The sequence below is a fragment of the Pseudomonas sp. HMSC076A11 genome (assembly GCF_001810205.1).
In the GTDB taxonomy this organism is placed as follows: Bacteria; Pseudomonadota; Gammaproteobacteria; order Pseudomonadales; family Pseudomonadaceae; genus Pseudomonas; species Pseudomonas aeruginosa.
Genome location: NZ_KV800269.1, coordinates 80,886 through 103,345, shown reverse-complemented (window position 1 = coordinate 103,345; position 22,460 = coordinate 80,886). Strand labels below are relative to the sequence as shown.

26 protein-coding genes are annotated in these 22,460 nt (G+C 67.5%); 16 read left to right on the top strand and 10 right to left on the bottom strand.

Annotated features, from left to right (window positions below):
- The first annotated feature begins 62 nt into the window (after positions 1-62).
- From HMPREF2716_RS03625 to HMPREF2716_RS03570, 12 genes are all read left to right on the top strand, one after another.
- Positions 63-755 (top strand): YggS family pyridoxal phosphate-dependent enzyme, encoded by a 693-nt coding sequence (locus HMPREF2716_RS03625; protein WP_003084549.1) that lies wholly within the window; start codon positions 63-65, stop codon positions 753-755.
- Between the two features lie 11 nt (positions 756-766).
- Entirely contained in the window at positions 767-1,588 is an 822-nt protein-coding gene (gene proC, locus HMPREF2716_RS03620; protein WP_003084546.1) for a pyrroline-5-carboxylate reductase, read from the top strand.
- Positions 1,589-1,598: 10 nt separating this feature from the next.
- Positions 1,599-2,192 carry a YggT family protein gene (locus tag HMPREF2716_RS03615; protein ID WP_003084544.1) on the top strand — a complete coding sequence of 198 codons (594 nt, stop codon included), beginning with the start codon at positions 1,599-1,601 and terminating at the stop codon, positions 2,190-2,192.
- Complete coding sequence (locus HMPREF2716_RS03610) at positions 2,189-2,485, top strand: DUF167 domain-containing protein (protein ID WP_031628111.1); 297 nt, start codon at positions 2,189-2,191, stop codon at positions 2,483-2,485. The genes HMPREF2716_RS03615 and HMPREF2716_RS03610 overlap by 4 nt, the downstream gene beginning before the upstream one ends.
- Positions 2,486-2,592: 107 nt before the next feature.
- The gene (locus HMPREF2716_RS03605; RefSeq protein WP_003084539.1) at positions 2,593-4,560 is read left to right on the top strand and encodes a dynamin-like GTPase family protein; all 1,968 of its coding nucleotides are present in this window, start codon (positions 2,593-2,595) and stop codon (positions 4,558-4,560) included.
- Between the two features lie 88 nt (positions 4,561-4,648).
- Positions 4,649-5,788, top strand: a complete 1,140-nt coding sequence (locus tag HMPREF2716_RS03600; RefSeq protein ID WP_003084535.1) for a homoserine O-succinyltransferase MetX — start codon at positions 4,649-4,651, stop codon at positions 5,786-5,788.
- 7 nt (positions 5,789-5,795) lie between these two features.
- Positions 5,796-6,416, top strand: coding sequence for a methionine biosynthesis protein MetW (gene metW, locus HMPREF2716_RS03595; RefSeq protein ID WP_003084530.1), 621 nt, complete (start codon positions 5,796-5,798; stop codon positions 6,414-6,416).
- Between the two features lie 131 nt (positions 6,417-6,547).
- Positions 6,548-6,967, top strand: coding sequence for a DUF4426 domain-containing protein (locus HMPREF2716_RS03590; RefSeq protein WP_003100965.1), 420 nt, complete (start codon positions 6,548-6,550; stop codon positions 6,965-6,967).
- Positions 6,964-7,557 carry an RdgB/HAM1 family non-canonical purine NTP pyrophosphatase gene (rdgB, locus tag HMPREF2716_RS03585; protein WP_003084527.1) on the top strand — a complete coding sequence of 198 codons (594 nt, stop codon included), beginning with the start codon at positions 6,964-6,966 and terminating at the stop codon, positions 7,555-7,557. Before HMPREF2716_RS03590 ends, rdgB begins: the two co-directional genes overlap by 4 nt.
- A gap of 120 nt (positions 7,558-7,677) precedes the next feature.
- Positions 7,678-8,832 (top strand): radical SAM family heme chaperone HemW, encoded by a 1,155-nt coding sequence (hemW, locus tag HMPREF2716_RS03580; RefSeq protein WP_003117893.1) that lies wholly within the window; start codon positions 7,678-7,680, stop codon positions 8,830-8,832.
- A gap of 80 nt (positions 8,833-8,912) precedes the next feature.
- Positions 8,913-9,236, top strand: coding sequence for a DUF3392 domain-containing protein (locus tag HMPREF2716_RS03575; protein WP_003084525.1), 324 nt, complete (start codon positions 8,913-8,915; stop codon positions 9,234-9,236).
- 61 nt (positions 9,237-9,297) lie between these two features.
- Positions 9,298-9,555: a hypothetical protein gene (locus HMPREF2716_RS03570; RefSeq protein ID WP_003084524.1), complete on the top strand. Its 258-nt coding sequence runs from the start codon at positions 9,298-9,300 to the stop codon at positions 9,553-9,555.
- Positions 9,556-9,567: 12 nt separating this feature from the next.
- On the opposite strand, the gene HMPREF2716_RS03565 is transcribed toward HMPREF2716_RS03570, so the two are convergent.
- From HMPREF2716_RS03565 to HMPREF2716_RS03545, 5 genes are all read right to left on the bottom strand, one after another.
- Positions 9,568-10,914, bottom strand: coding sequence for a DUF1329 domain-containing protein (locus tag HMPREF2716_RS03565; protein WP_070621816.1), 1,347 nt, complete (start codon positions 10,912-10,914; stop codon positions 9,568-9,570).
- Positions 10,915-11,076: 162 nt separating this feature from the next.
- Positions 11,077-11,748: a tRNA (guanosine(46)-N7)-methyltransferase TrmB gene (trmB, locus tag HMPREF2716_RS03560; RefSeq protein WP_003118800.1), complete on the bottom strand. Its 672-nt coding sequence runs from the start codon at positions 11,746-11,748 to the stop codon at positions 11,077-11,079.
- Positions 11,749-11,901: 153 nt separating this feature from the next.
- The gene (locus HMPREF2716_RS03555) at positions 11,902-12,699 is read right to left on the bottom strand and encodes a thiazole synthase (RefSeq protein WP_003084517.1); all 798 of its coding nucleotides are present in this window, start codon (positions 12,697-12,699) and stop codon (positions 11,902-11,904) included.
- Positions 12,700-12,757: 58 nt separating this feature from the next.
- Positions 12,758-12,958 carry a sulfur carrier protein ThiS gene (gene thiS, locus HMPREF2716_RS03550; RefSeq protein ID WP_003084514.1) on the bottom strand — a complete coding sequence of 67 codons (201 nt, stop codon included), beginning with the start codon at positions 12,956-12,958 and terminating at the stop codon, positions 12,758-12,760.
- Between the two features lie 102 nt (positions 12,959-13,060).
- The gene (locus HMPREF2716_RS03545; RefSeq protein ID WP_003084513.1) at positions 13,061-13,438 is read right to left on the bottom strand and encodes a DUF423 domain-containing protein; all 378 of its coding nucleotides are present in this window, start codon (positions 13,436-13,438) and stop codon (positions 13,061-13,063) included.
- A gap of 36 nt (positions 13,439-13,474) precedes the next feature.
- On the opposite strand from HMPREF2716_RS03545, the gene mtgA reads away from it, so the two are divergent.
- Positions 13,475-14,206, top strand: coding sequence for a monofunctional biosynthetic peptidoglycan transglycosylase (gene mtgA / locus HMPREF2716_RS03540; RefSeq protein WP_003100972.1), 732 nt, complete (start codon positions 13,475-13,477; stop codon positions 14,204-14,206).
- Positions 14,207-14,210: 4 nt separating this feature from the next.
- On the opposite strand, the gene HMPREF2716_RS03535 is transcribed toward mtgA, so the two are convergent.
- From HMPREF2716_RS03535 to ftsY, 5 genes are all read right to left on the bottom strand, one after another.
- Positions 14,211-14,816 carry a hypothetical protein gene (locus HMPREF2716_RS03535; protein WP_003084511.1) on the bottom strand — a complete coding sequence of 202 codons (606 nt, stop codon included), beginning with the start codon at positions 14,814-14,816 and terminating at the stop codon, positions 14,211-14,213.
- Positions 14,817-14,880: 64 nt separating this feature from the next.
- Complete coding sequence (gene rpoH, locus HMPREF2716_RS03530) at positions 14,881-15,735, bottom strand: RNA polymerase sigma factor RpoH (RefSeq protein ID WP_003084510.1); 855 nt, start codon at positions 15,733-15,735, stop codon at positions 14,881-14,883.
- Positions 15,736-15,848: 113 nt separating this feature from the next.
- Entirely contained in the window at positions 15,849-16,856 is a 1,008-nt protein-coding gene (gene ftsX, locus HMPREF2716_RS03525; RefSeq protein ID WP_003084508.1) for a permease-like cell division protein FtsX, read from the bottom strand.
- The gene (ftsE, locus tag HMPREF2716_RS03520; RefSeq protein WP_003084505.1) at positions 16,856-17,527 is read right to left on the bottom strand and encodes a cell division ATP-binding protein FtsE; all 672 of its coding nucleotides are present in this window, start codon (positions 17,525-17,527) and stop codon (positions 16,856-16,858) included. Before ftsE ends, ftsX begins: the two co-directional genes overlap by 1 nt.
- Positions 17,524-18,864, bottom strand: coding sequence for a signal recognition particle-docking protein FtsY (gene ftsY, locus HMPREF2716_RS03515; protein WP_017001594.1), 1,341 nt, complete (start codon positions 18,862-18,864; stop codon positions 17,524-17,526). Before ftsY ends, ftsE begins: the two co-directional genes overlap by 4 nt.
- A gap of 120 nt (positions 18,865-18,984) precedes the next feature.
- Between ftsY and HMPREF2716_RS03510 the strand changes: the two genes are divergently transcribed.
- The 3 genes from HMPREF2716_RS03510 to rsmD are packed head-to-tail and all read left to right on the top strand — an operon-like array spanning position 18,985 to position 22,458.
- Entirely contained in the window at positions 18,985-20,382 is a 1,398-nt protein-coding gene (locus HMPREF2716_RS03510; RefSeq protein ID WP_003084498.1) for a M16 family metallopeptidase, read from the top strand.
- Complete coding sequence (locus HMPREF2716_RS03505; RefSeq protein ID WP_003110404.1) at positions 20,375-21,862, top strand: M16 family metallopeptidase; 1,488 nt, start codon at positions 20,375-20,377, stop codon at positions 21,860-21,862. Before HMPREF2716_RS03510 ends, HMPREF2716_RS03505 begins: the two co-directional genes overlap by 8 nt.
- Complete coding sequence (gene rsmD / locus HMPREF2716_RS03500; RefSeq protein WP_003102864.1) at positions 21,862-22,458, top strand: 16S rRNA (guanine(966)-N(2))-methyltransferase RsmD; 597 nt, start codon at positions 21,862-21,864, stop codon at positions 22,456-22,458. Before HMPREF2716_RS03505 ends, rsmD begins: the two co-directional genes overlap by 1 nt.
- Positions 22,459-22,460: the final 2 nt, after the last annotated feature.

The following is a 22,460-nucleotide window of genomic DNA, read 5'->3' as shown; positions in this document are numbered from 1 at the left end:
CGAGGCCGGCGGTTTCGAGGGCGTCGAGCCGACGCCGACCGCACTTCCATAGGGCGCAGGTAATGTCCACGATAGCAGAGAATATTGCAAAGGTTGCCGCGCGCATCCGTGAGGCAGCGCAAGCTGCGGGGCGCGATCCGGCCACGGTCGGCCTGCTCGCCGTGAGCAAGACCAAGCCCGCCGCCGCGGTGCGCGAGGCGCACGCCGCCGGCCTTCGCGACTTCGGCGAAAACTACCTGCAGGAGGCCCTCGGCAAGCAGGCCGAACTGGCCGACCTGCCCTTGAACTGGCACTTCATCGGCCCCATCCAGTCGAACAAGACGCGGCCCATCGCCGAGCATTTCCAGTGGGTGCACTCGGTGGACCGGTTGAAGATCGCGCAGCGCCTGTCGGAGCAACGCCCGGCCGGGCTGCCGCCCCTGAATGTCTGCCTGCAGGTCAACGTCAGCGGCGAAGCCAGCAAGTCCGGCTGCGCCCCCGAGGACCTGCCGGCCCTGGCCGAGGCCGTGAAGCAACTGCCCAACCTCCGATTGCGTGGCCTGATGGCCATCCCCGAACCCACCGCCGAACGCGCCGCGCAACACGCCGCGTTCGCCCGCCTGCGCGAACTGCTGCTGGACCTGAACCTTGGCCTGGACACCCTGTCCATGGGCATGAGCGACGACCTCGAGGCAGCCATCGGCGAAGGTGCGACCTGGGTCCGCATCGGTACCGCCCTGTTCGGCGCCCGCGACTACGGCGCGCCGGCTTCTTGAAGGAATCCCCTATGAGCACACCCCGCATAGCGTTCATCGGCGCCGGCAACATGGCCGCCAGCCTGATCGGCGGCCTGCGCGCCCAAGGCGTGCCGGCGGCGCAGATCCGCGCCAGCGACCCGGGCGCCGAGCAACGCGCGAAGATCGCCGGCGAGTTCGCCATCGACGTGGTCGAGTCCAACGCCGAGGCCGTGGCCGACGCCGACGTCGTGGTCCTGTCGGTCAAGCCGCAGGCCATGAAAGCCGTGTGCCAGGCCTTGGCGCCGGCGCTGAAGCCGGAGCAACTGATCGTCTCCATCGCCGCCGGCATCCCCTGCGCCAGCCTCGAAGCCTGGCTCGGCCAGCCGCGCCCGGTGGTCCGCTGCATGCCCAACACCCCGGCGCTGCTGCGCCAGGGCGCCAGCGGGCTGTACGCCAACGCGCAGGTCAGCGCCGCGCAACGCGAGCAGGCCGGGCAGTTGCTGTCTGCGGTAGGCATCGCCCTGTGGCTGGACGACGAAGCGCAGATCGACGCGGTGACCGCAGTGTCGGGTAGCGGCCCGGCGTATTTCTTCCTGCTGATGCAGGCCATGACCGACGCCGGCGAGAAGCTCGGCCTGTCCCGCGAGACAGCCTCGCGCCTGACCCTGCAGACCGCCCTCGGCGCGGCGCAGATGGCGCTGTCCAGCGAGGTCGAGCCGGCCGAACTGCGGCGCCGGGTGACTTCGCCCAACGGCACCACCGAGGCGGCGATCAAATCCTTCCAGGCCAACGGCTTCGAAGCACTGGTGGAGCAGGCCCTGAACGCCGCCAGCCAGCGCTCCGCCGAGCTGGCCGAACAGCTTGGCCAATAAGGAGTAGTCGATGATCGGCCTCAACACCGCTGCTATCTATATCCTCCAGACCCTCGGCAGCCTCTACCTGCTGATCGTGCTGCTGCGCTTCATCCTGCAGTTGGTCCGCGCGGACTTCTACAACCCCCTCAGCCAGTTCATCGTGCGCGCCACCAAGCCGCTGCTGAACCCGCTGCGGCGGATCATCCCCGGCTTCGGCGGGATCGACCTGGCCTCGCTGGTGCTGGCGATCCTGATCCAGCTGGTGCTGATGATCCTGATCCTGATGCTGATGGGCTACGGCGTCGGCGGCTTCATCATGCAACTGCTGATCTGGTCGATCATCGCCGTCACCTCGCTGTTCCTGAAGGTGTTCTTCTTCGCCCTGATCATCAGCGTGATCCTTTCCTGGGTCGCCCCGGGCAGCTACAACCCCGGCGCGCAACTGGTGAACCAGATCTGCGAACCGCTGCTGATGCCGTTCCGCAAGCTCCTGCCGAACCTCGGCGGACTGGATCTCTCGCCGATCTTCGCGTTCCTCGCGCTGAAGCTGATCGACATGCTGGTGATCAACAACCTGGCGGCCATGACCGGCATGCCCCAGCAGTTGAGCATTTTCCTCTGAGCTTCTACCGCTGGGACGGCGAGGACCTGCTCCTCGATTGCCACCTGCAGCCCAAGGCGAGCCGCGACGAGTTCGCCGGGCTGCACGGCGAGCGCCTGAAGATCCGCCTCACCGCACCGCCGGTGGAGGGCAAGGCCAACGCCCATCTGCTGGCCTTCCTCGGCAAGGCCTTCGGCGTGGCCAAGAGCCTGGTGAGTCTCGAAAGCGGCGAGCTGAACCGGCAGAAACGGGTGCGCATCCGCCGTCCGACCCGATTGCCGGAGGAACTGGGGATCGCCGCTCGACCCGCTTGACCGACCTTACGTGCAGGAATGTGAAGCAGGCCAATTGACGCTCCCCCGCTCCCCCGCATAATCCACGCCATCCTTCCCCCGCCGGTCCCGCGCCCTGGAGCCCCTGGATGAGCATGGAAAGACTCAGCCATCAAATCGACGCCTACGTCGCCTGGAAGCGCGAGCTGATGCGGGAAATCACCCGCTATCGCGGCTGGCTGGAGCGCAGCCGGCTGAACAGCCCGGCGGTCGAGGCCAAGCTCGAACGCGCACTGCGCCAACTACGCGCGGACCACATCACCCTGGCCTTCGTCGGCGAGTTCTCGCGTGGCAAGACCGAGCTGATCAACAGCCTGTTCTTCGCCGGCTACGGCCAGCGCATGCTGCCGTCCCACGCCGGGCGCACCACCATGTGCCCCACCGAGCTGTTCCACGATCCGCGCGCCGAGCGCAGCTACATCCGCCTGCTGCCGATCGAGACGCGCCTGGCCGACGCCAGCGTCGCCCAGTTCAAGCGCGTGCCGCGCCACTGGGTGAACATTCCGCTGGACACCGGCGACCCGGAGGGCATGGCCCAGGCCTTCGCCCAGGTCGCCAAGACCAAGGCGCTGCCGGTGGAACAGGCGATCCAGCTCGGCTTCCACCCGGACGCCCTGGAAGCCGCCGACGAGCCCGACCAGGTGCGCGTCCCGGCCTGGCGCCACGCCCTGGTCAACTTCGACCACCCGCTGCTGCGCCAGGGCCTGCGGATCCTCGACACACCCGGCCTGAACGCCCTCGGCAGCGAGCCGGAGCTGACCCTGTCGATGCTGCCCAACGCCCAGGCGATCCTGTTCCTGCTGTCCGCCGACGCCGGTGTCACCGCCTCGGACATGGAAATCTGGCAGAAGTACATCCAGCCACTGCGCGAGGACGGCCACAGCAGCCTGTTCGCCGTGCTGAACAAGATCGACGTGCTCTGGGACGACCTTTCCGGCGAGCGCTTCGTACAGAACGCCATCCGCCTGATCCAGGACGGCACGGCCCGCCAGCTCGGCCTGCAGCGCGGCGACGTGCTGCCGCTGTCGGCGAAGCAGGCGCTGCTGGCCAAGGTCCGCGGCGAACCGGCGCTGCTCGAACGCAGTCGCCTGGATCGGCTGGAAGCGCTGCTCTGCGAGCGCATCGTCGCGCAGAAGGAAGCGCTGCTGGAGAACGCCGTGCTCGGCCAGGTCCTTGGCCTGCTGCACAACAGCCAGCATCTGCTGCGCCTGCGCCTGGAGAAGGTCGAGGAACAGCGCGCGCTGCTCGACGACAAGCAGCGCGACAGCGGCCAACTGCTGTTCGAACTGACCGCGAAGACCAAGGACGACCACGGCCGCCACCACCGCCGCCTGCTCAACCTGAAGACCAACCAGCGCCTGCTGCAGCACCAGGGCGCGACGCTGCGCGAGACGATCCGCAGCGAACGCATGGAACAGCACCTACAGAAGGTGCGGCGCAACCTCAACGGCAGCCTGACCACGGTCGGCATCAACCAGGCGATCCTGGCGTTCTTCCGCGCGGTGGAGCACGACCTCGACAACCTCGAGCACGAGGCCGGCATGGCCAACCGCATGGTCGCCGCCATCTACCGCCGGCACAACGAGGAGAACCCGCTCTACGCCCTCGACGCGCCGCAGCTGCGGGTCCAGCGCTACCAGCGCGAACTGTTGCAACTGAAGAAGAAGGGCGACCAGTTCCGCCTGCAGCTGAAGACCGTGCTTACCGAGCAACGCCTGCTGACCCGGCGCTTCTTCGCCACCCTGGTGCAGGAGGTGGTCGGCCTGCACCAGCGCCTGCGCGAGGAAACCGAGCGCTGGGCCAACGACGCGCTGATGCCGCTGATGCAGCACACCCTGGAAAACAAACAGTTGCTCGAAAGCCACATGCTCCGCCTCAAGGGCCTGGCCCAGGAGACCCAGCAGGTACGCCAGCGCAGCCAGGCCTTCGCCGGGTTCGCCGAGGAATTGCAGGAACAGTTGCGCGAAGCCGGCGACATCCTCCGCCAGTTGCGCCGCCCCTCGCCCCTGCAGCGCCAGGCCAAGGTGGTCAACCTGCCCGGCTCGCAGCGCGCCTGACCCCGCTCCCACGGCGCGCGCCAGCGCGCTTGCCGCTGGGGGCGACGCTCTTTAGACTGGCGCCCTCCTTTGTTCGAGAGCAGGGTCGATGCCCACAGTCTTCCCCGACGACTCCGTCGGTCTGGTCTCCCCCCAGACGCTGCACTTCAACGAACCGCTCGAGCTGACCAGCGGCAAGTCCCTGGCCGAGTACGACCTGGTGATCGAAACCTACGGCGAGCTGAATGCCACGCAGAGCAACGCGGTGCTGATCTGCCACGCCCTCTCCGGCCACCACCACGCCGCCGGCTACCACAGCGTCGACGAGCGCAAGCCGGGCTGGTGGGACAGCTGCATCGGTCCGGGCAAGCCGATCGATACCCGCAAGTTCTTCGTCGTCGCCCTCAACAACCTCGGCGGTTGCAACGGTTCCAGCGGCCCCGCCAGCATCAATCCGGCGACCGGCAAGGTCTACGGCGCGGACTTCCCGATGGTCACGGTGGAAGACTGGGTGCATAGCCAGGCGCGCCTGGCAGACCGCCTCGGCATCCGCCAGTGGGCCGCGGTGGTCGGCGGCAGCCTCGGCGGCATGCAGGCGCTGCAATGGACCATCAGCTACCCCGAACGCGTCCGTCACTGCCTGTGCATCGCCAGCGCGCCGAAGCTGTCGGCGCAGAACATCGCCTTCAACGAAGTCGCCCGGCAGGCGATTCTTTCCGACCCTGAGTTCCTCGGCGGCTACTTCCAGGAACAGGGCGTGATTCCCAAGCGCGGCCTCAAGCTGGCGCGGATGGTCGGCCATATCACCTACCTGTCCGACGACGCCATGGGCGCCAAGTTCGGCCGCGTACTGAAGACCGAGAAGCTCAACTACGACCTGCACAGCGTCGAGTTCCAGGTCGAGAGCTACCTGCGCTACCAGGGCGAGGAGTTCTCCACCCGCTTCGACGCCAATACCTACCTGCTGATGACCAAGGCGCTGGACTACTTCGACCCCGCCGCCGCCCACGGCGACGACCTGGTGCGCACCCTGGAGGGCGTCGAGGCGGACTTCTGCCTGATGTCCTTCACCACCGACTGGCGTTTCTCGCCGGCCCGCTCGCGGGAAATCGTCGACGCCCTGATCGCGGCGAAAAAGAACGTCAGCTACCTGGAGATCGACGCCCCGCAAGGCCACGACGCCTTCCTCATGCCGATCCCCCGGTACCTGCAAGCCTTCAGCGGTTACATGAACCGCATCAGCGTGTGAGGACCCGATGCGCGCCGATCTCGAAATCATCCAGGAATGGATTCCCGCCGGCAGCCGCGTCCTCGACCTCGGCTGCGGCGACGGCGAACTCCTGGCCTGGCTGCGCGACCACAAGCAGGTCAGCGGCTACGGCCTGGAGATCGACCCCGACAACATCGCCCGTTGCATCGAAAACGGGGTGAACGTGATCGAGCAGGACCTCGACAAGGGCCTGGGCAACTTCGCCAGCGACAGCTTCGACGTGGTGGTGATGACCCAGGCGCTACAGGCCGTGCACTATCCGGACAAGATCCTCGAAGAGATGCTGCGGGTCGGCAAGACCTGCATCATCACCTTCCCCAACTTCGGCCACTGGCGCTGCCGCTGGTACCTGGCGCGCAACGGCCGGATGCCGGTCTCCGAGTTCCTGCCGTATACCTGGTACAACACGCCGAACATCCATTTCTGCACCTTTCAGGACTTCGAGCGCCTGTGCCGCCAGTTGCGCATGCGCGTGCTCGACCGTCTGGCCGTGGACCGTGACCACCGGCATGGCTGGGCCAGCCGGCTGTGGCCTAATCTATTGGGTGAGATTGGAATCTACCGGGTCACCGGACCCGGAGTGCAGACCCGCAACCTCGCCGTCTAGGAACGCGCCAGGCTGCGGGCCAGGGCCGGGCGCCCCTCCGCTCGTCCTCGGGAGAGCGCTGCCGAAGCCGGCCAAGGCCGCCGGCAGCAGACCATGGACAACGTCCATGCCACCTTTCAGGAGAAACCACCATGCGCCGCTTCACCGCTTTCGTCCTCGGCCTCTGCCTGAGCCTGCCGGTCCTCGCCGAGCAGGTGCAGCGCTTCGGCGACCTGGACGTCCACTACAACGTGTTCAACTCCAGCTTCCTCCAGCCCAACGTGGCCAGCGCGGTCGGCCTGGTACGCAGCAAGGCGCAGGGCGTGATCAACGTGGTGCCGATGGAGAAAGGCAAGCCGGTAGAGGCCGCCGTGACCGGCTCGGCCAAGGACCTGACCGGCAAGGTCATCCCCCTGGAGTTCCGCCGAGTCAGCGAGGAAGGCGCCATCTACAACCTGGCGCAATTCCCGATCAGCCAGCGCGAGACCCTGGTCTTCACCATCAAGGTCGAGGCCAAGGGCGAACCTGCGCAAACCTTCAGTTTCAACAAGGAAATCTTCCCGGACGAATGATCAAGCTCGAACAGCTGGTGCTGGCCAGCCACAATGCCGGCAAACTCAAGGAACTCCAGGCCATGCTCGGCGCCAGCGTGAAGGTGCGCTCGATCGGCGAGTTCAGCCAGGTGGAACCGGAGGAAACCGGTCTTTCCTTCGTCGAGAACGCCATCCTCAAGGCACGCAACGCCGCACGCCTCTCCGGCCTGCCGGCGCTGGCCGACGACTCCGGGCTGGCGGTGGACTTCCTCGGCGGCGCGCCGGGCATCTACTCGGCGCGCTATGCCGACGGCCGGGGCGACGCGGCGAACAACGCCAAGCTGCTGGAGGCCATGAAGGATGTCCCGGACGCCGAGCGCGGCGCACAGTTCGTCAGCGTGCTGGCGCTGGTGCGCCACGCCGACGACCCGCTGCCGATCCTCTGCGAGGGCATCTGGGAAGGCCGCATCCTCCGCGAAGCCCGCGGCGCCCACGGCTTCGGCTACGACCCGCTGTTCTGGGTGCCGGAACGCGACTGCTCCAGCGCCGAGCTGGCGCCCGAGGAGAAGAACCGCCTCAGCCACCGAGCCCGCGCCATGGCCCTGCTCAAGCAGCGCCTGGGTCTCTGAGCCGCAACCGCCGGCGCCGCCCCCGGGCGGCGTCGGCACGGCGTTTCGTCCGGCCGCCTTGGAGGTTGGCCGAACTCATGCCACGATAGCGCCCCGAAACCGCCTCCACCCCGCCCCGCCGTGACCCAAGCCACCCCGTTCCAGCTCCCGCCCCTGGCCCTGTACGTGCACATCCCGTGGTGCGTGCGCAAGTGCCCGTATTGCGACTTCAACTCCCACGCCGCTGGCCCGGAGCTGCCCGAAGAGGCCTATGTCGACGCCCTGCTCGCCGACCTGGAGCAAGACCTGCGCCATGTCCACGGCCGGCGCCTGGGTTCGATCTTCTTCGGCGGCGGCACGCCCAGCCTGTTCTCGGCCAAGGCCCTGGGCCGGCTACTGGAAGGCGTCGAGCGCAGGGTCGGCTTCGCCGACGGCATCGAGATCACCCTGGAAGCCAATCCCGGCACCTTCGAACAGGTCAAGTTCGCCGACTACCGGCGCCTCGGCATCAATCGCCTGTCCATCGGCGTGCAGAGCTTCCAGGCCGACAAGCTGCAGGCCCTGGGGCGCATCCACGACGGCGCCGAGGCAGTGCGCGCCGCCGACATGGCGCGCCAGGCCGGCTTCGACAACTTCAACCTCGACCTGATGCACGGCCTGCCCGGGCAGAGCCTCGACGACGCCCTGGCCGACCTGCGCCAGGCCCTCGCCCTGGCCCCCACGCACCTCTCCTGGTACCAACTGACCATGGAGCCGAACACGGTGTTCTGGAGCCAGCCGCCGGAGCTGCCCGAGGACGACATCCTCTGGGACATCCAGGAAGCCGGCCAGGCCCTGCTCGACGAGCACGGCTACCGCCAGTACGAGACCTCCGCCTACGCCCGCGACGGCCTGCGCGCCCGGCACAACCTGAACTACTGGAGCTTCGGCGACTTCCTCGGCATCGGCGCCGGCGCCCACGCCAAGCTGAGCGCGCCGGACGGACGCATCGTGCGGACCTGGAAGACCCGCCTGCCGAAGGACTACCTCAACCCGCAAAAGGCCTTCCAGGCCGGCGAGCGCCCGCTGGAAGCGGCCGACCTGCCATTCGAGTTCATGATGAACGTGCTGCGCCTGGTCGACGGCGTCCCCGCCGCGCTCTACCCACAGCGCACCGGCCAGCCACTGGCGGCGATCGCCGATGCCTGCGCCGCCGCGCGCGACGCCGGGCTGCTCGCCGACGACCCGCAGCGCCTGCGCCCCAGCGAACGCGGCCAGCTGTTCCTCAACGACCTGCTGCAACATTTCCTGCCGTGACGACGGATGCACGCCCATCCGTGCCGGCAGGCAGGTAAACTCCGCCGACCGACACGCCGATTCGTTACAAGGAACCCTCGATGGATTACGCGCTGGACCTGATCGCCACCCTGTCGCGCTGGAGCCGCAGCCACCTGTCGGACATTTCCCTGGCCATCATGGCCACCCTGCTGGTGCTGTTCGGCCCGGCGATCAACGCCTGGGTACAGCAGCGCATCGGCAGCCTCAACTTCGTCTTCCGCACCCTGCTGTTCGTGTTGATCTGCGCGGTCGGCTACGGCCTGGCGATGGTCTTCGTCACCCCCTGGCTGGCCAAGGGCCTCGGCTACTTCAACAACTACACCCTGGCGCCCGTGCTCCTGCTAGTGTTCTTCGTGATCGGCATGATCGCCGATCGCAGCTGAGCCCCCGGTCTCCCGGCGGCCAGCGCCGTCCCCAAGAGCGTCATGGCCTCCGGGAGCCCGCATGAAACCGATCAAGCACCTCTACCTGCATTTCACCGACGGCCAGCGCCTGTCGCTGCGCTTCCCGCGCCAGCAGGACGACCCGGCCGAGGTTGCCCGCAGCATCCGCCAGCAACTGGACACGCCCTATCTCAGCGTCGAGGTCGACGGCGACCTGCTGCTGATTCCGCGGGACAGCATCAAGTACCTGCAGATCAGCCCGGCGCCGGCGCGCCTGGACGACGACGGCACGCTACGCGGCGCCGAGCTGATCGTCTGAGGGCCGTCCGCCTCAGTTCCCCTCCCGGCGCAGCACCTGCGGGGTGAAGTCGCGCGGCCCAACCTGCACGCCGAAGTCGTACATCGGCTCGTTGTTGTCCAGCCCATCGACGAAGTAGCGGCCGCCCTTGAAGTCGTAGATCGCTTCCAGGGTGCTGGAGACCAGCGGCACATCGTAGTAGTTGATCGGATGGACCTCCTGGGCCCGGGTCAGCACGCCATCCTTGTCGTAGATGTCGGCGGCGAGGATCTGCCAGCTGTCTTCGTCGAGGTAGAAGCGGCGCTTGGCGTAGGGATGGCTGAAGCCCTTGCGCAGGGTCGCCTCGACCACCCAGACGCGATGCAGCTCGTAGCGCAGCAGGTCGGGATTGATGAAGCGGCTCTTGAGGATGTCGCCATAGGCGAGGCCCTTCTGGTGCACCGCGTAGCTGTTGTAAGGCACCAGCATCTCGCGCTTGCCGAGCAACGCCCACTCGTAGTGGTCCGGTGCGCCGTTGTAGACATCCACGGTGTCCGCCGTGGCCATGCCGTTGGTATCCGGCTGCAGGCTGTCGTAGGCCAGGGTCGGCAAGCGCCGCACGCGCCGCTCGCCACGGTTGAAGCGCCAGGCCTTGCGGATCGACAGCACCTGGTCGAGGGTTTCCTGCACCACCAGCGCCGAACCGGCCAGGCGCGCCGGCGCGACCACCTTGTACTTGTAGTAGAACAACGTGTTGTCGAGGTTCTCCGGGATCATCCCCTCGCGGCCATAGACGAAGTACAGGTAGCGGTCGAGCTTGAGCAGGTTGTAGCTGCCGTTGGCCAGCACCGCCGCCTGGTTGGTCTGCAGGTGCAGTTGCTCGCCGCGGTAGCGCATGATGTGGTTCCAGATCGCTTCCTGGCCGCTCTGCGGCAGGGGGAAGGGCACGCCGGCGGCAGCGCCCTGCACGCCGTTGCCGTCGGCGATCAGCTCGGCGCGGCTGGCGTTGGCGCGGGTAGCGTCGTACAGGCGCTGCGGCAGGGATGCGCTGCGGCGGGTGGGGAAGACCCGCAGGTGGTAGTCCGGGTTGGCCTGCAGCAAGGCCTGGGTGCCCGGCGTCAGCAGCGCCTGGTAGGCGGCCATGTTGCGGCTGTCGAGGACCAGGCGCGGACGATCGGCGGCGAACGGGTCGAGGTGATGCATGCCGGGCCGGTAGCCGGCCGGCGCCTGGGTGATGCCGCCGGTCCAGGGCGGGATGCTGCCATCGGCGTTGCCGGCCCGCTCCGCCCCCAGCGGGGTCAGGTCCTGGTCCAGGCGTGCGGCCTGGACTTCGTCTACCTTGGCCTGCGCCGCCCAGGCGCAACCGGCCCCGAGCAACAGGATGCCCAGTTTCTTCAACACAGCAGTCTCCTTTGCAGCCGGCCGAGCCGTGCCGCTCTTATTATTGGATCCGGCCGAAGCCGGGAAACGTGCAGCTTGAAGGTGAGGTCCGCCGGGTGTTCCCGGTCTGCTTGGAGTCCCGGCGCCGGTTCGGCGCCAGGGGTACGTCGCTGGTGCGGTGGATCAGTCGACGCGCTCGAACTTGAGGTCCCAGACGCCATGTCCCAGGCGCTCCCCGCGCCGCTCGAACTTGGTCACCGGACGCTCTTGCGGGCGCGGCACGAAGCGGCCGTCTTCGGCCTGGTTGCGGTAGCCCGGCGCCGCGCTCATGACGTCCAGCATATGCTCGGCATAAGGCTCCCAGTCGGTGGCCATGTGCAGCACGCCGCCGACCTTCAGCTTGCGCCGCACCAGTTCGGCGAATTCCGGCTGGACGATCCGCCGCTTGTGGTGGCGCTTCTTGTGCCAGGGATCGGGGAAGAACAGCAGCAGCCGATCGAGGCTGGCGTCGGCCACGCAGTGGCGCAGCACTTCCAGCGCGTCGCAGCTATACACCCGCACGTTGCCCAGGCCCTGGGTCAGCAGGCCGTTGAGCAGCGCGCCGACGCCCGGCTTGTGCACCTCGACGCCGATGAAGTCGATGTCAGGCGCGGCGGCGGCCATTTCCAGGGTGGAATGGCCCATGCCGAAGCCGATCTCGAAAGTCCGCGGCGCCTGGCGACCGAAGATCGCGTCGAAGTCCTGAACCTCATCGCTCAGTTCCAGGCCGAACTTCGGCCAGCCCAGGTCGAGGCCACGCTGCTGGCCTTCGGTCATGCGCCCGGCGCGCATCACGAAGCTCTTCACGGTGCGCATCGGCCGTGCTTCGTCGTGTTCCGCCAGGGAGTCCTGGGCCGGGGATTGCGGGGTATCGCTCATGGAAAAGAAAACCTTGCTAGAGACAGAAGGGCGGGCTGCCTGCCGGACGCTTCCCGCATCCGGCGGACAGCCCGCCCCAGGTAGTCGGTATCAGTCGATCAGGCCGTCCAGCGGCGACGAGGCGCTGGCATACAGCTTGCGCGGCATGCGTCCGGCCAGGTAGGCGAGACGACCGGCGACGATCGCGTGCTTCATGGCCTCGGCCATCATCACCGGGTCCTTGGCATGGGCGATGGCGGTGTTCATCAGCACCGCCTCGCAACCCAGCTCCATGGCGATCGCTGCATCGGAAGCGGTGCCAACGCCGGCGTCGACCAGCACCGGGACCTTGGCTTCCTCGAGGATGATGCGCAGGTTGTAGGGGTTGCAGATGCCCAGGCCGGAGCCGATCAGGCCGGCCAGCGGCATCACCGCGATGCAGCCGATCTCGGCCAGTTGGCGGGCGATGATCGGGTCGTCGCTGGTGTACACCATCACGTCGAAGCCGTCCTTCACCAGTTGCTCGGCGGCCTTGAGGGTCTCGACGACGTTGGGGAACAGGGTCTTCTGGTCGGCGAGGACTTCCAGCTTGACCAGGTTGTGCCCGTCCAGCAGCTCGCGGGCCAGACGGCAGGTGCGCACGGCCTCGACCGCGTCATAGCAGCCGGCGGTGTTCGGCAGGATGGTGTAGCGATCCGGCGGGATCACATCCAGCAGGTTCGGCTCGTCGGGATTCTGCCCGATGTTGGTGCGCCGCACCGCCACCGTGACGATCTCCGCTCCGGAGGCCTCGATGGCCCGGCGGGTCTCGTCGAGGTCCTTGTACTTGCCGGTCCCCACCAGCAGGCGCGAGCCATAGGTACGGCCGGCGATGACGAAGGGGGTATCGGTACTGGATGCTTGGCTCATCGGATGACTCCTGGATGGAAAGGCTTGCGGGGCCGATGGAAGGGTTCGGGGGCCAGGCCTAGCCGCCGCCGATGGCGTGGACGATCTCCACGCGGTCGCCATCCTTGAGCGCGGTGCTGGCGTGCTGGCTGCGCGGCACGATATCCAGGTTCAGCTCGACGGCCACGCGGCGGCCGCCAAGCTCCAGGCGGGCCAGCAGGTCCGCGACGCTCTGCGCGTCGGGCAGCTCGAAGGGCTCGCCGTTCAGTTGAATCTGCATGGCTGGACGGTCACGAAAGTGAAAGGGAGCGGCATTCTAGCCCGATCCACCCCGATGACCAAGGCGCCTTGTCGACAAGTGCGCCGCCTGAGGCAACCGGTCTCAGGCGTTGCCCAGGCGCCAGGCGGCCAGCCCCAGGCACAGCCAGCCGGCGAGGAAGGAGACGCCGCCGAACGGGGTGACGATGCCGAGCTTGCCGATGCCACTGAGGGTCAGCAGGTAGAGGCTGCCGGAGAACAGCAGGATGCCCAGCGTGAACAGGCCACCCGCCGCGCTCACCAGGCGGCCGTCCAGGCGGGTGGCGAGCAGCGCCACGCCGAACAGCGCCAGGGCGTGGATCAACTGGTAGTGCACGCCGGTCTGGAATACCGCCAGGTACTCGGCGCTGAGCTGCTTCTTCAGGCCGTGGGCGGCGAACGCCCCGAGGGCCACGCCGGTGAAACCGAAAAATGCCGCCAACAACAGGAAGGGACGAAGCATGGACAAGACTCCGGTGATAGCATCCAGCCCGCTATAATGGCCGCCCCCTTCTTCCAAGCCAAGCCGCGCATGTTGCGATCCCTGTTCCGCCGCCTGTTCAAGTACCTGCTCTGGTTCATGGCCGCCAGCGTCGTGCTGGTCGCGGTCCTGCGCTGGGTGCCGCCACCGGGGACCATGGTCATGGTCGAACGCAAGGTCGGCTCCTGGGTCGACGGCCAGCCCATCGACCTGCAGCGCGACTGGCGCTCCTGGGAGCAGTTGCCGGACAGCCTGAAGGTCGCGGTGATCGCCGGCGAGGACCAGCACTTCGCCGAGCACCACGGCTTCGACCTGCCGGCCATCCAGCAGGCCCTCGCGCACAACGAGCGCGGCGGCAGTATCCGCGGCGCCAGTACGCTCAGCCAGCAGGTGGCGAAGAACGTCTTCCTCTGGTCCGGGCGCAGTTGGCTGCGCAAGGGCCTGGAGGCCTGGTTCACCCTGCTGATCGAGACGCTCTGGACCAAGCAACGGATTCTCGAGGTCTACCTGAACAGCGCCGAATGGGGCCCGGGCGTCTTCGGCGCGCAGGCTGCGGCACGCTATCACTTCGGCCTCGACGCCGAGCGCCTGAGCCGCACCCAGGCCAGCCAGCTCGCCGCGGTGCTGCCCAGCCCGCTGAAATGGAGCGCGGCCAGGCCGGGCCCCTACGTACGCCAGCGCGCGGCCTGGATTCGCCAGCAGATGTGGCAGTTGGGCGGCGACGACTACCTGCTGCGCCTGGAGCGCTGAAAGCTCAACGCGGCGGTTTTTCCAGGGCCTGGCGCGGCACCGCGAGCATCAGTCGCAAGTCGTCGTCCGGCAGGTGCGCGGTCAGGCCCAGTTGCGGATAGACCCAGGCCTCGCCCTGGGCCAGTTGCAGGCGCAGGCGCGGCTGGCCGAGACTGGCCAGCAGCCGCTCGGCACCGACCCTGCCTTCGGGAATCATGCTCAGCGCCACGATCGGCTTGTCGCCCAACTGTCCTTCCAATCCGGCGCTCAATGGCTGCGGCGCGCTGCCAGGCTGCAACGCAGATGCCCGCTGCAGGCTCAGTTGCTCCTCGGCGCTCAGGCCCAGCTCGCCTTCCACCTGCCAGGGGCCGCCGTCGCCCAGCAGGCGGCCACGGAAGGCCAGGCGCACGCCATCCAGGCGCGGGTCCACCCACAACTCGCCATCCACCGCGTCGTGCAGCTGGCGCAGGGTCAAGGCGTTGTCCGCCAACGGCGCCAGCACCTGCTCCTGCCAGTCGGCCAGCCACGGCAACGGTCGCGCCGGTTCCGGCGTACGGACCAGCCAGGCGCCGACGACGAAGGTCAGGACCGCCAGCGACAAGTAGAACAGCCAGCGGGTATTGCGCGGCATGGGATTCCTCCGGGCAGAAAAAAACCGCACCCTTGCGGGGTGCGGTTTTCGCGAGGCGCGGCGATCAGGCGAGAATCCGCCCTTTCAGCTTGCTCATGGCGTTCTTTTCCAGCTGCCGGATACGCTCGGCGGAAACGTTGTACTTTTCCGCCAGGTCGTGCAGCGTGGCCTTCTCCTCGGACAGCCAGCGCTGCTGGAGAATGTCGCGGCTGCGCTCGTCGAGGCCTTCCAGCGCCTCGTGCAGGTTGGCGCTGGAGCTGTCGCTCCAGTCGGCGTCTTCCAACTGGCGCGCCGGGTCGTAGCGGTGGTCTTCGAGGTAATGCGCCGGCGACTGGTAGGCGCTCTCGTCGTCCGCGTCGGCGGCCGGGTCGAACGCCATGTCCTGGCCGGTCAGGCGGCTTTCCATCTCGCGCACTTCGCGGGGCTCGACCCCCAGGCTCTCGGCGACGCGATGGACTTCCTCGTTGTTCAACCAGGCCAGGCGCTTCTTCTGGCTGCGCAGGTTGAAGAACAGCTTGCGCTGCGCCTTGGTGGTGGCGACCTTGACGATCCGCCAGTTGCGCAGGATGAACTCGTGGATCTCCGCCTTGATCCAGTGCACGGCGAAGGACACCAGGCGAACGCCCATTTCCGGGTTGAAACGCTTCACGGCCTTCATCAGGCCGACGTTGCCTTCCTGGATCAGGTCGGCCTGGGCCAGGCCGTACCCCGAATAACTCTTGGCGATATGAACAACGAAGCGCAGGTGCGCCAACACCATCTGCCGCGCCGCTTCCAGGTCTTGCTGATAGAAGAGGCGTTCGGCCAGTTCACGCTCCTGTTCCGGCGACAACAGCGGAATGCTGTTCACCGAGTGCACGTAGGCTTCCAGGTTTGCGCCTGGAACCAAGGCATGTACAGGTTGCAAAGAAGTGGTCATGCGAATCCTCCGATTCACGAAACTCGCGCAGTGTAGCACTCGGATATCTGACTGCAAGCGGGTGTATAAGTTCCTTTACAACGACCCGCTGGCTGGTCGTGATCCGCCTGTCCTCAGCGCGGCGCCAGCTCGCGCAGGTGGCGGGCCACGGCCAGCCAGGCGCCGACCCAGCCAAGCAGCACCGCGCCCACGGTCAGCGACAGGCCGTCGTCCAGCGGCACGCCCTGCAGGCCGAAGTCGCTGCCGTACAGCCCTGAAAGGTTGACCACCGAACCGTTCAGCCAGTTCAGCGAATAGGCCAGCAGCGCCCAGGACAGGATGCCCGCGCCCAGGCCGTACAACGCGCCCATGTACAGGAATGGCCGGCGCACGTAACCGTCCGTCCCGCCGACCAGCTTGATCACCTCGATTTCGTTACGGCGATTTTCGATGTGCAGGCGGATGGTGTTGCCCACCACCAGCAAGAGGGTCAGCACCAGCAGGATGGTCAGGCCGAAGACGAAGCGTTCGCCGAGCTTGAGGATCGCGCTCAGGCGCTCGACCCATACCAGGTCGAGCTGCGCCTGCTGCACATGAGGCAGCTCCGCGAGCTGCTGGCGCAGTGCCTCCAGGCCAGCCCGGTCGATCTGCTTGGGCGTGACCGAGATCACCGGCGGCAGCGGGTTCTCCGGCAGCTCCTTGAGCGCTTCGCCCAGGCCGGACTGTTCCTGCAATTCGCTGAGCGCCTGCTCGCGGCTGATCAATTGGGCCTCGATCACGTCCGGCAGGCGCTCGATCTGCTCGCGCAGGTCCTGGCCCTGATTTTCGCTGGTCTTCAGGTCGAGGAACAGGGATATCTGCGCCGCCCGCTGCCAGGAGCCGCCGAGCCGTTCGACATTGTTCAGCAGCAGCGAGAGGCCCATCGGCAGGCTCAGGGTGATACCCATCACCAGGCAGGTGAAGAAGCTGCCGAACGGGTGGCCGAACAACCGGCGCAGGCTGTCCACCAGGCTGGCGCGATGGCTTTCCAGGTAGGCGCTGAACGAGCCGCTCCAGTCGGTCTGCTCCTGGCTCGGTTTCTCGCGGGTCTTGCGTTCCGGTGCGCCCTCTTCGGGGCCACGGGGAAGATCGTTGGCGCTCATCAGGCCTCATCCTCACGGTCAGCGATGATCCGGCCACGCTGCAGGGTCAGCATGCGATGGCGCATACGGGCGATCAGGGCCAGGTCGTGGCTGGCGATCAGTACGGTGGTGCCCAGGCGATTGATATCCTCGAACACACCCATGATTTCCGAGGCGAGTCGCGGGTCGAGGTTGCCGGTGGGTTCGTCCGCCAGCAGCAGGGCCGGCTGGTGGACGATGGCGCGGGCAATGCCGACCCGCTGCTGCTGGCCGGTGGAAAGGTCGGAAGGCAACGCCTCGCCCTTTTCCTTCAGGTTCACCCGCTCCAGGGCCGAGGCCACGCGCTTGGCGATCTCCGGCTTGGGCATGCCGAGGATCTGCAGCGGCAGGGCGATGTTGTCCGCCACCGTACGATCGGTGAGCAGTTGGTGGTTCTGGAACACCACGCCGATCTGCCGGCGCAGGAAAGGGATCTGCGCGGTGGTGATGCGCCCCAGGTCCTGGCCGCCGAGCAACAGCTTGCCGCTGGTCGGTCGCTCCATCGCCAGGATGAGGCGCAGCAGGGTGCTCTTGCCGGCGCCGGAGTGGCCGGTGACGAAGAGGATCTCGCCACGGTGCACGCGGAAGGACACCTCGTGCAGGCCTACGTGGCCGTTGGGATAGCGTTTGCCGACCTGCTCGAAGCGGATCATGCGTTCTCCCGCTCTGCGAAGAGTGCCTGGACGAAGGCGTCGGCCTCGAAGGTACGGAGATCGTCGATCCCCTCGCCGACACCGATATAGCGGATCGGCAGGCCGAACTGCTTGGCCAGGGCGAAGATCACCCCGCCCTTGGCGGTGCCGTCCAGTTTGGTCAGGGCCAGGCCGGTCAGCTCCACCGCGAGGTTGAACTGCTTGGCCTGGTTGATGGCGTTCTGCCCGGTGCCGGCGTCGAGCACCAGCAGGACCTCATGGGGCGCCGTCTCGTCCAGCTTGCCGATCACCCGGCGCACCTTCTTCAGCTCCTCCATCAGGTTGTCCTTGGTATGCAGGCGTCCGGCGGTATCGGCGATCAGCACGTCGATGCCGCGGGCCTTGGCGGCCTGCACCGCGTCGAAGATCACCGAGGCGGAGTCGGCGCCGGTGTGCTGGGCGATCACCGGGATGCGGTTGCGCTCGCCCCAGACCTGCAACTGCTCCACGGCGGCGGCGCGGAAGGTGTCGCCGGCGGCCAGCATGACCTTCTTGCCCTCGAGTTGCAGCTTCTTCGCCAGCTTGCCGATGGTGGTGGTCTTGCCCACGCCGTTCACCCCGACCACCAGGATCACATAGGGCTCGCGCGCGACGTCGACCTGCAACGGCTGCTCCACCGGGCGCAGCAGGCTGGCCAGCTCTTCCTGCAGCGCCTTGTACAGCGCGCCGCTGTCGGCCAGCTCCTTGCGCGCCACGCGCTTGGTCAGGTTCTGCACGATCAGGGTGGTGGCCTCGACGCCGACGTCGGCGGTCAGCAGGCGCGTCTCGATGTCGTCGAGCAGGTCGTCGTCGATTTCCTTGCGACCGAGGAACAGGCTGGCCATGCCTTCGCCGATGCTGGCGCTGGTCTTGGACAGCCCCTGCCGGAGGCGGGCGAAGAAGCCCGGCCTGGTCGCCGGCTCGCTGACTGCCGGCGCGGCGGCCAGCGGCGCAACGGGCTCGGGCTCGGGCTCGGGCTCGGCAGCCAGGATAGGCTCGGGTTGCGCGACGGGCGCCTCGGGCCGGGGCGAATGCTCCTCGGCCGACGCTGGCTCGTCACTGGCGAGCGGTGCTTCGGCAACCGGCGCCGGCTCGGCCGGCTCGGCAGCGGAGGGCTGCTGCCGACCTGGCTGTTCTGTCAGGGATTGCGCCACGTCATCGGCAGGCGCGCGCTGCTCGGCGGCCGCTGTCTCGGAGACCGGCTCGACAGGCTGATCGGCAGGCTGCTCGCCGGCTTGCGGCTTTTTCCGCCACCAGCCGAACAGACCTTTCTTTTCCCCGCCCTGCGGGGCCTTCTTGTCGTCGTTGGAACCAAACATGAATGCTTGTATCTCAAGGGAGCGGCACGGGACGTGGCCGCCCGGAAAACGGATGGGTATCCTAGCATCTCCTCGCCCGACGGGGCTAAGGGTCCTGCCCCGCAGTGACCTGAGACCCCGGTGGCGGCACGAAAGGTCCAGATCACCATGAAAACCCCAGCTCGCCGCCGCGTCGGCCTGCTCCTAGCCAGCCTTTGTCTCCCGCTTTTCGCCCAGGCGGCGGAAACCCAGCCCACCCACGAGTTCAGCCTCGACAACGGCCTGAAGGTCATAGTGCGTGAAGACCACCGCGCCCCGGTGGTGGTTTCCCAGCTCTGGTACAGGATCGGCTCCAGCTACGAGACACCCGGGCTCACCGGCCTGTCCCACGCCCTCGAACACATGATGTTCAAGGGCAGCCGCAAGCTCGGCCCGGGCGAAGCCTCGCGGGTGCTGCGCGACCTGGGTGCGGAAGAGAACGCCTTCACCACCGACGACTACACCGCCTATTACCAGGTCCTGGCCCGCGACCGCCTGCCGGTGGCGCTGGAGATGGAAGCCGACCGCATGGCCCACTTGAGCCTGCCGGCCGACCAGTTCAAGAGCGAGATCGAGGTGATCAAGGAGGAGCGCCGCCTGCGCACCGACGACAATCCCAACGCCCTCGCCTTCGAGCGCTTCAAGGCCGCCGCCTACCCGGCCAGCGGCTACCACACCCCGACCATCGGCTGGATGGCCGACCTGCAGCGCATGACCATCGACGACCTGCGCCACTGGTACGAATCCTGGTACGCGCCGAACAACGCCACCCTGGTAGTGGTCGGCGACGTCACCGCCGACGAGGTCAAGACCCTCGCCAAGCGCTACTTCGGCGAGATCCCCTGGCGCCAGCTGCCGCCGGCGCGCAAGCCGCTGGAACTGGCCGAGCCCGGCGAGCGCCGGCTCAAGCTGTACGTACGCACCCAGCTGCCGAACCTGATCATGGGCTTCAACGTGCCCAGCCTGGGCAGCAGCGAGAACCCTCGCGAAGTCAACGCCCTGCGCCTGATCGGCGCGCTGCTCGATGGCGGCTACAGCGCCCGCCTGGCCTCGCGCCTGGAGCGCGGCGAGGAGCTGGTCGCCGGCGCCTCCACCTACTATGACGCGTTCAACCGCGGCGACAGCCTGTTCGTCCTCTCGGCCACGCCGAACGTGCAGAAGGGCAAGACCCTCGAGCAGGTCGAGGCCGGTCTGTGGAAGCAGCTCGATGACCTCAAGCAGAACCCGCCCAGCGCCGCGGAGATCGAGCGCGTGCGCGCGCAGATGATCGCCGGGATGGTCTACGAGAAGGACTCCATCGCCGCCCAGGCCAGCAGCATCGGCCAGTTGGAAAGCGTCGGCCTGTCCTGGAAGCTGATCGACCAGGACCTGGAGGCCCTCAAGGCAGTGACTCCGGACGATATCCAGAAAGCCGCCCGCACCTATTTCACCCCGTCGCGCCTGACCCTGGCGCAAGTGCTGCCTGTGAAGGCCGAGGAAAAGGAGGCCCGTCATGAGTGAGCGCACAGGGCTGCGTTATGGCCTGCTCGGCCTGATCGTCATCGCGTTGCTGGCCGCGCTGGCCTATTTCGTCGCGCGTCCCCCCCAGACCCCGGCGGCGGCCCATGCCGCGGCGGTCGAGGAAAACCAGTTGCAGTCGCTGAAGGACGTCGCCAAGCAGGCGCCGGTCCATCGCAAGCTGGACATCCAGGAATGGAAGACCGCCGAAGGTGCCAAGGTACTGTTCGTCGAAGCCCATGAACTGCCGATGTTCGACCTGCGCCTGACCTTCGCCGCCGGCAGCAGCCAGGACGCCGGCACCCCCGGCCTGTCGATGCTGACCAACGCCATGCTCAACGAAGGCGTGCCGGGCAAGGACACCACTGCCATCGCCGCCGGCTTCGAGGACCTCGGCGCCTCGTTCAGCAACGGCTCCTACCGCGACATGGCGGTGGCCGGCCTGCGCAGCCTGTCCGATGCCGACAAGCGGACCCAGGCGCTGAAGCTGTTCGAACAGGTGATCGGCCAGCCGACCTTCCCCGAGGACGCTCTGGCACGCATCAAGAACCAGGTCCTGGCCGGTTTCGAGTACCAGAAGCAGAACCCCGGCAAGCTGGCCGGCCTGGAGCTGTTCAAGCGCCTCTATGGCGAGCATCCCTACGCGCACTCCAGCGACGGCGACGAAAAGTCCGTTCCACCGATCAGCCGCGAACAGTTGCAGGCGTTCCACAAGAAGGCCTACGCCGCCGGCAACGTGGTCATCGCGCTGGTCGGCGACCTCTCGCGGCAGGAGGCCGAAGCGATCGCCGCGGAAGTCTCCAAGGCGCTGCCCCAGGGCCCGGCGCTGGCCAAGACCGTCCAGCCGGAAACGCCCAAGCCCGGCCTGACGCACATCGACTTCCCCTCCGAGCAGACCCACCTGATGCTCGCCCAGCTTGGCATCGACCGCCAGGATCCCGACTACGCGGCGCTCTACCTGGGCAACCAGATCCTCGGCGGCGGCGGCTTCGGCACCCGCCTGATGGACCAGGTGCGAGAAAAGCGCGGCCTGACCTACGGCATCTATTCCGGCTTCACCGCCATGCAGGCACGCGGTCCGTTCATGATCAACTTCCAGACCCGCGCCGAACTCAGCGAGGGGGCGCTGAAGCTGGTCCAGGACATCGTCCGCGACTACCTGGCCAACGGCCCGACCCAGAAGGAACTGGACGACGCCAAGCGCGAACTGGCCGGCAGCTTCCCGCTGTCCACCGCGAGCAACGCCGACATCGTCGGCCAGCTCGGCGCCATCGGTTTCTACGGCCTGCCGCTGGACTACCTGGAAAGCTTCCTCAAGCAGGTCGAGGGACTCAGCGTCGAACAGGTCAGGACCGCCATGGCCAAGCACCTGGACGCCGACGCCTTCGTCATCGTCAGCGCCGGCCCGAGCGTGCCGCAGAAACCCCTGCCGCCACCCACCGCCAAGCCGGCCCAGCAACCCAGCGGCGTTCCGGAGCATTGATGAGCAAACCTACTGCGAAAGCCCCCGGCCGCCACGGCGGCCAGGGACAGCTGCGGATCATCGGTGGCGAATGGCGCAGCCGGCGTTTCGTCTTTCCCGACGGGCCCGGCCTGCGACCGACCCCGGACCGGGTCCGCGAGACCCTGTTCAACTGGCTGGCACCCTATGTCGAAGGCGCACGGGTGCTCGATCCCTTCGCCGGCAGCGGCGCGCTGTTCCTCGAGGCGTTGTCGCGCGGCGCCCGCGAAGGGCTGGCCCTGGATACCAACGGCGAAGCGGTGGCGGCCCTGCGCAACCACCTCGACGCGCTCAAGTGCGGCACCGCCCAACTGGTCCTCGGCGATGCCGTGCGCTACCTGGGAAACCAGGCTCCGAGCGCCTTCGACCTGGTGTTCCTCGACCCGCCGTTCCATCAGAACCTGCTGCAGGACGCCTGCCGCCTGCTCGAAACCCGCGGCTGGCTGAACCCCGACGCCTGGATCTATACCGAGAGCGAGAGCGTCCCCTCGTCCCTCGGCCTGCCCGGAAACTGGCGGCTGCACCGGGAAAAGAAAGCCGGCAACGTACATTACGCGCTCTGGCAGCGGGGAGCCTGAGG